Below are 10006 nucleotides of genomic sequence, written 5' to 3'. Positions count from 1 at the left end.
GGTCGATGAATAATATCTATTAGATCATAGCCAGTGAGTGCAAACAAGTATAAAAAACACACTATTTGAAAATAATAATAAAAACAGGAAATGTTACTTTTTGGAGAAATTCTACAGCCTCAACGCCTTGCTAAGCGGAAATTAATGGTTGGCTATAATCGCGGAGCGATGGCCAACTGTTAATTTTCCGTTTAAGCAACTTGTTAGGCGAACCCTCCGTTTGCACCAATATTCTGACCTGTTACCCATGATGCTTCCTCACTAACAAGGAATGACACTATACGAGCAATATCTACTGGTTCACCAATACGGTCAAATGCAGACATGCTCGCAAGTCTATTTATAACCTCTTCGCTTTTTCCCGTAGTAAAAAGTTCAGTGTTGATTGGGCCTGGTGAAATGGAGTTGACCGTGATATTTCGCGCACCAACCTCTTTTGAAAAAACTCTTGTGAGTTGTTCTACAGCCCCCTTTGTTGCACAATATGCTCCATATGTTGGTAGCATTAGGCGGGTCGTAGAGCTGGAAAAATTAATAATACGCCCATCATTCTCAAGCCGTGAAGCGGCCTCACGAAGTGTATTAAATGTACCTTTCACATTAACAGAAAATATCTTATCAAAATCATCATCCGTTGTATCTTGAATTGTTTTATACAAAATCGAACCTGCATTATTAATAAGAATATTTATTTTACCGAATTGACTAATCGCCGAATCAAACATTAGCTTAACTTCTTCAGGGCTACTTATGTCTGCCTTTATAGCAATGGCACTGCCACCATTAGCTTTAATCTCAGAGACAACTTTATCTGCTGATTTTTGAGTGCTCGAGTAATTGATAACTACGCTTGCTCCAGCCTCTGCTAGTGTTATTGCTATCTGAGCACCTATTCCTCGCGACGACCCTGTAACGATAGCAACTTTATTGTTTAGTGATTTCATGAATTACCTTATTTTTAATATGTGAATAGGATTTGATCGCGCCTAACGCCCGCTTAAGCGGAAAAATATAGCTGGCTAAAATTTTGAACGGAGTGAAAACAGCCAGCTGTATTTTTTCCGTTTGAAGCGCTTGTTATAACTCAATATCGCCTGAACTCAACAACTGACGACTATTTCGTAATGTTAGAATTCTAATCTCGTTTTCAATTTTATAGATAATACGATAGCTACCAAATATAATTTCTCGGTAACTTGAACCTATTAACTCCGGAACCGGACGACCCATTTCAGGTTGAGATCCAAGTAAATCGGCATGATCAAATACATCATTCACCCATTTATCAGCAGCAGATGGCTTATCAAGTGCGATAAACTTGGCTGTTGCCTCTAATTTATCTAATGCTAAAGGTGACCAAACTACTTTCAATTTTTTATACTCTTTAAAATTTGAGTGCGAGCATCAGAATTAGATATACCTAAGCCAGCAGAAAGTTGAGCTTCTGCCTTTTGTACTTCTTCAAGTAGTTCAATCTTTTCTTGCATAGCTTCATATTCAGAGACATCCATAACCACAGCCACACCTTTTCCTCTTTGGGTGATAACAATGGGTCTTCTTGTTTCATTAATTTGACGTATAAATGAAGCCGCTCCAGCCCTAAAATCTGATAAGGGCTGAATATCTTGATCAAAGTGAAGTCTACTCATAACAATACCTTTAGTTGTACTTTATATGGTACTAAGTATAGTAAAAATTAGAATCTAGCGCAAGACTTTGACTTTGAGTTATAACAGCTTATTAGACCGAAAAACTAAGCAATAGTTGACACTTAGCATTCTTTGTTTATTTGAATTTATAATCACCACACTTTACAACATAATAACAACATTAACATTTTATTATTGTTAAATGTTTCAAAAGAGGCAACACCGAATCTTTCGGTATATTGGAAAAAGAACGGAACACCAACTAAGCTGTATATAATAACAGTGCATGGATTATATATTATGGACGCTAAATCCCCTTTTTTAATGAGTATCGAAGAGCATATGCGTAACTTAAGATACGCAAAAAGAACCATAGAAACCTATATTCATTGGATAAAGTATTTTATAAATTACTCAAATAAAAAGCACCCTGCACTGATGGGAGATATTGAAGTTGAGAAATTTCTCAGTTATTTAGTTAATCAACAAAACGTTTCAACAGCTACCCAGTCACTTGCTCTCAATGCATTAGCTTTTTTATATAAAGAAATTTTAAAAAACGAATTAAGTTTAAAGCTAAACTTTAACTTAAGTCGCCGACCTAGAAAATTGCCTGATGTGCTTACACCTACAGAAGTCATGAAACTTCTATCAAAAATACCGGCACAACATCATTTATTAGTAAGCCTTTTATATGGTAGTGGTTTAAGGCTAATGGAAGCTATTCGTTTAAGAGTACAAGATATAGACTTCGATTATCACTGTATTGCAGTTTGGAACGGTAAAGGGAATAAACATCGTAGAGTTACGCTCGCCACTGAGCTTATACCCGAACTATACCTCCAAATTCAAGGAGCTCAAAAATATCATACTCTGGATATGGAAAATATTGATTATAAAGGTGTCTGGATACCAAATGCTCTTAATCGCAAATACCCTAATGCCGCGAAAGAATTTATCATGGGTGTCTTAATAACTTTTGATAACTTTAATAAAGAGTAAGCCTAATCGCACTAAATATTGGATACTCGGTTATTGTAAACCTTTTACCAAAAACGTATTCATTAGTCTTGAGCACTTACCTTGATGTTTCATTAGTCGAAGCTAGACAAAACCGACAAGTGTTTCATGGCATTTATTGAAATTACAGGAGATTGAATTTCCCCCAATGAAAAAATTGTGATTTATTTTCAATTTGGAGGAAATTTAACGAAGAATTAAAGTGCTGTAGGTTTTCTTTTTGAGCGTTCGCTCGATGGTTTTGTAACCGGTTGAGATGCAATAACCGGCGCTTTACTTCTAGCTCTTTTTTTCTTTTTTAAATTCTGAGTTACTGAAACGACAGAACTGATAAACTCTGCTGATTTTTTAGTCGGGTTATAAGCGACCTCAATAATTTTACCGTTATATTCGATAATATCGCCACGGCGAATTTTTTTACGCTTTTGCACTGAAACTTCATTATTTACTAAAACATTACCTTCACTGATCATGGTTTTAGCTTCGCCGCCACCGCCAACCATATTGGCAATTTTGAGTAATTTACAAAGTTCTATAGGTTCAACACAAATGTCGATAATAGTGTGTTCAGACATGAAATACGCCTAATAATTTTAAATAATAATATTGTCGAATTCTAACATATATAACCGCTATTGAATAAGAATTATATTGAGGGCATTGGGTAATGCTAAGCTAGCATAGCGAGTAAATGCGTGATGCTGATATAGATAATAGTTTCGCTATACCCCTTCAATTTTCTATCAGGTTATACATCTAAAAACTCCCCCTTATTAATAATGAATGCTATTAGGTTACTTAGTCAATAAAGGGGTTAACTAAAAGTGGTACTGAAAAGTAAGTTAATTGCTCTGCTAGGTAAGCATTTAATACGATGCTTTAAAGGAAAAATCCAACTGATACATAACTACAGTCGGACTTTTATAGGTTTGGAATTAGCGATTAACTCTTTAATCAATTTTTAAGTCATGCTTACCGTGATGTTTTTTGGTGCGTAAATAATTATTGTTATCATCTTTTAAATGCAAACTCGTGTTCACTTGTTCGATAATATTAAAATAATCTTTTAAGGCATTAATTTTTTTAGGGTTATTAGTGATCAAACGTAAATCGGTAACAGCTAAGGCTTGCAACATAGTCACTGCATCTTCAAAACTACGGGCGTCTTCTGCAAAACCTAAGTGCTTATTAGCTTGATAGGTATCCATGCCTTGGCTTTGTAATACATAGGCATCTAATTTATTGTATAAACCAATGCCCCGACCTTCTTGGCGAAGATAAAGGATAATGCCACCCTGCTCTTTCATCAAATTGATGGTTTCATCTAACTGCTCACCGCAATCACAACGTGAAGAATGAAATACATCGCCCGTTAAACATTCTGAGTGCATGCGAACTAGTGGTGCTTGCTGATTTTTATCGGCCTGTTGAAAAATTAATGCTATGTGCTCATGGTTTTCATCAAACATTGTAAAGGTCGCGATCTCGGCCTCGATATCACTGTGTAATCCAACTTTTAGATTAATTCTTGCACGTATTTCATTCATGGGCTTCTTTATTAAATTAGCAAAGGCGCTGTTATTAGCCCCTTAAATATTACCACTTGTTACACTCATATTGAGATATTTATCTTGGTTTCAAGTGTTAATCAACTTTTTGGCTGAATTAATCCAATCTGCCTAGCATTGCTGCTTATATTAACAATAACCTATTAATATAGCTAAAAAGTTAACCTTGATAGATTCACTATAGCGAAATGCAGAAGACATTACTGCTGTTAAATATTGTGATGATAAAGGTATTTTAAAAGTAACGAGTGAATTTTGAGCAAACAGACAAAATTTAGTTATATGTTTTTCTTATTCCGTTGTAAACCCTAATATGCGCTTGATATACTGGGCACCTGTAAGTTACTTTCAAGTAACATCAATAATTTCTATTTGGACGACTCGTTATTTTATGTTGACGTGTATGTCGTTCATTTAAACCGTTAAAACGTTCCGCTAAATAGATAAGAGAATTCCTTGTGATAATGACCCTCAGACCCTTTATTTTAGTATTAATAAGTGGCTTCTTGTTAATGTTAGGCTACGGACTCAGTAATATTTTATTACCTGTACGCATGCAGAGCGACGGGATGAGCATGAATAATATCGGTTTAGTGTTATCGATGTTGTCTGTCGGTTTTTTGTTGGGTGCATATTATAGCCGTATGTTATTACAGCGAGTCGGACACATAAGAATATTCGCAATGTGTGGTAGCTTAACCTCCGTTGCTATTTTACTTTCGGGCCTGTATCCAGAGCCATTAATGCTTGCGTGTATGAGAATAATCACTGGCTTTTGTATTGTTTGTACCAATGCCACACTTGATAGTTGGTTAAGCCACAGCGCCACAGAGAAAAATAGAGGGCGAATACTATCAATTAATCAGATGATGATAATGACGGCACTATTTTCTGGTCAGTTCTTATTAAATGTAGCTCCTATCGATGACATTACTTTATTTGTTATTTGCGGCATTTTATTTAGTTTGTCCATTACACCTATCGTGATTAGTAAGCAACAAGGACCACAAATTGAAGACAGTCAATCAATGTCTTTAATGACCGTTTTCAAGTTATCTCCTTTAGGTGTGGTTAGTTGCTTTTACTGTGGGGTCCTGTATGCGGCTTTAATTAATATGTTGCCTATTTTTGCCAGTAACAACGGTATTGCCGGTTTAGATTTATCGATATTTATGGGCACAGCTATTTCTGGCGCGATCATTTTACAATTTCCTATAGCTTATTTATCAGATCACTTTGACCGTCGAAAAGTTATGCTCTGTATGGTCGCAACACTCATTGTATTATGTTTATTAGTACCTTTTCTTATTTCCTCTGATATGTTCAAACTCACCTTACTGGCGGTAGCACTAATAACGGGATTAGTTGCCTGTCTTTACCCAATGAGTATGTCTGAGACTTTTGATAAAGTATTAAAAGAACAAATTTTATCTGCGATGAGTTCGTTATTATTGATCTATGCATTGGGCAGTATTTTAGGCCCCTACCTAGCCTCTATGGCAATGGATACTTTCGGTAGCAGTGCCTTGTTTAGTTTTATGAATGTCGTTGCAATAACACTGTTACTGTTTATTAGTATTCGAATGAAACTCAGAAAAGCGTTACCGCTTGATGAACAAGAAAGCTTTGTTATGCAAACACCCAGCGGTGTAGTATCAGAACTAGATCCTCGGACACAATATGCAGAGGCACAATTTGAAACGACGCCAGAAGTAGAAGTAGCCATTAGCCTCGCGAGTAAAAACCCGTCAGCGGCTGTTAACATGGTTAAAGCGCTAGTCCTTCGAGATCCCAAAAATGCTTCAAATCTAGCCGCAGCATTAAGTACCATAGACGCGATAGACATTAGTAAACTCTATGCGGCAATAACCTCGGCAGCACCACAAATGAGTATTCATATTGCTCAAGCATTAACAAATGCTTCTCCTGAGAAAGCAGATCAACTGGTTGATTGGATAACATCTGAGTATCCTGACCAATTCACCAATATTGTTGTTGCGATTGCGAATACAATGCCTGATGACGGTATTAATGTTATGGAACTCGCCGCAGAAAACATGGCGGAAGACTATCCAAGTGAACTACTAGAAATGACCAAAGAATACATGACAAACCTATCAGATTCTTTAGATGCAATGCGACCGATAGATAGAATGGCTGCTGTTTCAGAAAATACCGCAACTGAGCTTTATAACCGTTTAACAGATGTTGCTCCTGAACAATCAGCAGAGCTTGCCTTCACAGTATCAGAATCACTGCCTGAATCATCAAGTGATGTTGCTGAGGCCTATGTGCAGAACTTAATCGACAGTGAACAAACGGGTTCAGCAGAGACTTTAGAAAACATTGAAAATGCCGCCAATAACTATGTTAATCATATTGTTGAAAGTATCCCTGAACACGCGGTAGAAATTGCTAGTACCTTTGTAGATTCATTTCCAGAAGTTGCATCAGATATGCTAGAAATACTGCAAGAATCAGACGATATTGAAGACAGTAAGTTAACCACTTCGATTGATAAAAAACCCTTGTAGGACTTTACAAAACCACAATGATAATAACGCTATAAGCATAGATTTTTTGTTTAAAAAATTAAGTCACTGTAAAATAACCAATCAATGGTAAATAAACATTCGATTAGCGACCTTCAACTGACAAGTAAAAGCTATAGGTTATAGTGTTGTGATATTAATAAAGGTAATTTATCATCGAAAATGGCTAATATTACGTTTAATGCGCTTAACAGAATATCAGCACATTATGGTCATTCGTAAAGGTAAATTCTGATGGTATTGTGTAGTCATATAACTAGAAAGTGAGAGCCTGTAACAAAATCTGTTACAGGCTCGGCTCTATACCTGCCAACTTGCATCAGGTTTCCAATCATTGACCCACGTTGGAACGTCACACGCTGGCATGGGTTTAGCAATACCATAACCTTGTGCCAAATGGCAGCCCAATTGCAATAGCGCCTTGCCATGCTCAATGGTTTCAACACCTTCAGCAATAACCTCACGCTTGAATGATTTAGCCAAGGCGATAACCCCTTCAACAATGGCGAAATCATCAGTATCACTCAACATATCTCGAACAAAACTCTGATCTATCTTAATTAATTTTGCTGGTAGTCGTCTTAAGTAAGTCAAAGACGAATAGCCGGTGCCAAAATCATCTAAAGCAAAGCTTACGCCCAACGCAATGCAGTTAATCATGGTTGTAGATACGTGCTGTACATCATCTAAGGCACTTGTTTCCAACACTTCTAGTTCTAAATAACGTGGTTCAACATCGGGGTGTGCTGCCAGCAATGTTGTTAGCCGCTGAGTAAAGTCAGGCTGTTGTAATTGAACCGCTGCAATATTTACGCTAATACTTACCGGAAGGTTAAGGCCCTTTGTTTGCCATTGGCTTATTTGAGTTAGTGCGTTATCAATAACCCATTCGCCCATTTCTATGCTCATGGGGTTATTTTCAATAACGGGTAAGAAGTCGATGGGATTTAATAGGCCTCGTTTAGGATGTTGCCAGCGAATAAGCGCCTCAACCCCCATCACACTCCCTGTTTTCATATTAACCTTGGGCTGATAATAAAGTACAAATTGCTGTTCATCTAAGGCGCTGCGGATAGCCTCAAGGCTTTCTCTTTGCACTTTGATCGCCTCATCTTGAGCTGTATCAAATAAATGATAGCGATTCTTACCCGACTCTTTAGCCACATACATAGCTTGATCAGCATGACGGATAAGCTGGTCGGCGTTCACAGCATCTTGCGGGTAAAGTGTCACGCCAATACTGGTTGATATGTTAACTATAACATCACCTACTTTGACTGACTCGGACGCTGCCAATAACAACCTTTCTAATACCGGCTCACAATCTTCAACTTTGCTTAAATCCGCTAATACGGCGATAAATTCATCACCACCAATACGCGCTAAAGTATCACCTTCACGTAACGCTGCTTTCATTCTAAGTGAAAGAGCAATGAGTAATTCGTCTCCCATATCATGCCCGTGAGCGTCATTAACCGCTTTAAAGCCGTCTAAGTCTAGAAATACAACAGCAAGAGATTGTTCGTTACGGCTACACTGTAACATTGCTTGAGATAGTCTGTCGGCAAGCAACACCCGATTGGGTAAGTTAGTCAGTAAATCGTAATGCGCAATATGCTCTAATTGGTTTTGATGCTCTTTCATTGGAGTAATGTCGGTAAATAATGCAACGTAGTAGATTATTTGACCATCAACATCCTTGACCGAACTAATATTGAGCATTTCTGGATAAACTTCACCATTTTTACGGCAGTTCCATACTTCACCAGACCAAAAACCATCTTTGAGAATAGCTTGCCACATATTAACGTAGAACTCGGGAGATTGTATTGTGGATTCAAGAATACGCGAATTCTGTCCAATCGCTTCTTCTTTGCTATAGCCTGTTATAGTAGTAAACATATCATTTACATCAACTATAGTACCCGTAGTATCAGTGATCGAAATGCCTTCACGAGCATGGGTGAATACACTGGCAGCGATAACGAGATCTTCAGTTTGTTTATCTTTCTCTTTGTTAGCAATAACGAGTTCTTCAGCCCGCTTATCTTTTTCTTTATTTTGAAAGGCAAGTTCTTTGTTAGCAATAACAAGTTCATCTGCTCGCTTATCTTTCTCTTTGTTAGCAATAACTAACTCGTCAGCGCGCTTATCTTTTTCTTTATTTTGAAAGGCAAGTTCTTTGTTAGCAATAACGAGTTCATCTGCTCGCTTATCTTTTTCTTTGTTAGCAATAACGAGTTCATCTGCTCGCTTATCTTTTTCTTTATTAGCAATAACTAACTCGTCGGCTCGTTTATCTTTTTCTTTATTAGCAATAACTAACTCGTCAGCGCGCTTATCTTTCTCTTTGACTTGAAAGGTAAGTTCTTTATTGGCAATGACTAACTCATCTGCGCGTTTATCTTTTTCTTTATTGGCAATGACTAACTCATCTGCGCGTTTATCTTTTTCTTTATTGGCGATGATTAACTCGTCAGCGCGCTTATCTTTCTCTTTATTGGCGATGATTAACTCGTCAGCGCGCTTATCTTTCTCTTTATTGGCGATGATTAACTCATCGGCTCGCTTATCTTTTTCTTTATTGGCAATGATTAGTTCATCTGCCCGCTTATCTCTCTCTTTCACTTGAAAGGTAAGTTCTTTATTAGCAATGATTAACTCATCAGCTCGCTTATCATTATTGGTTTTCAAACCGAACATTTATTGCTCCCTGTTATCGCTTCAAGATGTTTCGTGTGTTACTTAAAAGTTGAAGTAAGTGTTGATTTCGAGGATTCAATCCGCTTTATTAATCAATAAACTGAACGATGCATTAAACGTTTCTTCATTCTGCAGTCTAGCACAATCTAATATTTTTTCTATTAGAAGTATATTTTCGAAATAAAGCCATAAAGTAGCGAATAATAGGTTTGTTGGAACACAGCCATAATAAAAACAAGTAGCAGCATCTACTTTACTATAAAGACGACTATGTATTTCTGAAATTGATGGTAAACCTAAAGGTCAATAGATGGTTAAAAAAGAGTAATATCGTGGCAATAGTTAATGTAAATAACCGGCAGTTTTAAGTCATTAAGTGACACAGCTGGACCCTGTAACAAAATCTGTGTAACTGCCTATCATTAATACCCATATAGGGTTTAGGATAGGCAGACTATGAATAAGAAAGAACTAGAAGTATTTGCTAAGCAAGCAGCCAAAGGTATTAAGTCCG

The 10006-nt window shown here is 37.1% G+C and carries 8 protein-coding genes; 2 read left to right on the top strand and 6 right to left on the bottom strand.

From position 1 onward, the window contains the following. Positions 1-203 precede the first annotated feature (203 nt). The 3 genes from ESZ26_RS18445 to ESZ26_RS18435 form a co-directional block, all read right to left on the bottom strand. Entirely contained in the window at positions 204-944 is a 741-nt protein-coding gene (locus ESZ26_RS18445) for an SDR family oxidoreductase (RefSeq protein WP_146801390.1), read from the bottom strand. Positions 945-1077: 133 nt separating this feature from the next. Further along, entirely contained in the window at positions 1078-1371 is a 294-nt protein-coding gene (locus ESZ26_RS18440) for a type II toxin-antitoxin system RelE/ParE family toxin (protein WP_146881072.1), read from the bottom strand. Further along, positions 1368-1649, bottom strand: coding sequence for a type II toxin-antitoxin system Phd/YefM family antitoxin (locus ESZ26_RS18435; protein WP_146801410.1), 282 nt, complete (start codon positions 1647-1649; stop codon positions 1368-1370). Before ESZ26_RS18435 ends, ESZ26_RS18440 begins: the two co-directional genes overlap by 4 nt. Before the next feature lie 195 nt (positions 1650-1844). Between ESZ26_RS18435 and ESZ26_RS18430 the strand changes: the two genes are divergently transcribed. Next, the gene (locus tag ESZ26_RS18430) at positions 1845-2651 is read left to right on the top strand and encodes an integron integrase (protein WP_146801209.1); all 807 of its coding nucleotides are present in this window, start codon (positions 1845-1847) and stop codon (positions 2649-2651) included. A gap of 215 nt (positions 2652-2866) precedes the next feature. Here the strand turns inward: ESZ26_RS18430 and ESZ26_RS18425 are convergent, their stop codons facing one another. Then, positions 2867-3244, bottom strand: a complete 378-nt coding sequence (locus ESZ26_RS18425; protein WP_146801207.1) for an RNA-binding S4 domain-containing protein — start codon at positions 3242-3244, stop codon at positions 2867-2869. 375 nt (positions 3245-3619) lie between these two features. Next, a complete protein-coding gene (ribA, locus tag ESZ26_RS18420; protein ID WP_146801205.1) occupies positions 3620-4216 on the bottom strand; it encodes a GTP cyclohydrolase II RibA in 597 nt (198 codons plus the stop codon). A 485-nt stretch (positions 4217-4701) separates the two neighbouring features. Here ribA and ESZ26_RS18415 point away from each other — a divergent pair, with 485 nt between their 5' ends. Then, on the top strand, positions 4702-6771 hold the full coding sequence (locus ESZ26_RS18415) for an MFS transporter (protein ID WP_146801203.1): 2070 nt from the start codon (positions 4702-4704) through the stop codon (positions 6769-6771). A 318-nt stretch (positions 6772-7089) separates the two neighbouring features. Here the strand turns inward: ESZ26_RS18415 and ESZ26_RS18410 are convergent, their stop codons facing one another. After that, complete coding sequence (locus ESZ26_RS18410; RefSeq protein ID WP_146801201.1) at positions 7090-9492, bottom strand: putative bifunctional diguanylate cyclase/phosphodiesterase; 2403 nt, start codon at positions 9490-9492, stop codon at positions 7090-7092. Between the last annotated feature and the right edge of the window lie 514 nt (positions 9493-10006).

The organism is Colwellia hornerae (assembly GCF_007954355.1).
Classification (GTDB): domain Bacteria; phylum Pseudomonadota; class Gammaproteobacteria; order Enterobacterales; family Alteromonadaceae; genus Colwellia_A; species Colwellia_A hornerae.
The sequence above is the reverse complement of the archived record's forward strand: the minus strand, read 5'-3'. Positions and strand labels throughout refer to the sequence as shown.

Bases quoted from the DNA above. Each gene is read 5' to 3' on its own strand.
- ESZ26_RS18410 (WP_146801201.1), bottom strand. From the start codon at position 9,492: ATGTTCGGTTTGAAAACCAATAATGATAAGCGAGCTGATGAGTTAATC.
- ESZ26_RS18445 (WP_146801390.1), bottom strand. From the start codon at position 944: ATGAAATCACTAAACAATAAAGTTGCTATCGTTACAGGGTCGTCGCGA.
- ribA (WP_146801205.1), bottom strand. From the start codon at position 4,216: ATGAATGAAATACGTGCAAGAATTAATCTAAAAGTTGGATTACACAGT.
- ESZ26_RS18435 (WP_146801410.1), bottom strand. From the start codon at position 1,649: ATGAGTAGACTTCACTTTGATCAAGATATTCAGCCCTTATCAGATTTT.
- ESZ26_RS18415 (WP_146801203.1), top strand. From the start codon at position 4,702: ATGACCCTCAGACCCTTTATTTTAGTATTAATAAGTGGCTTCTTGTTA.
- ESZ26_RS18425 (WP_146801207.1), bottom strand. From the start codon at position 3,244: ATGTCTGAACACACTATTATCGACATTTGTGTTGAACCTATAGAACTT.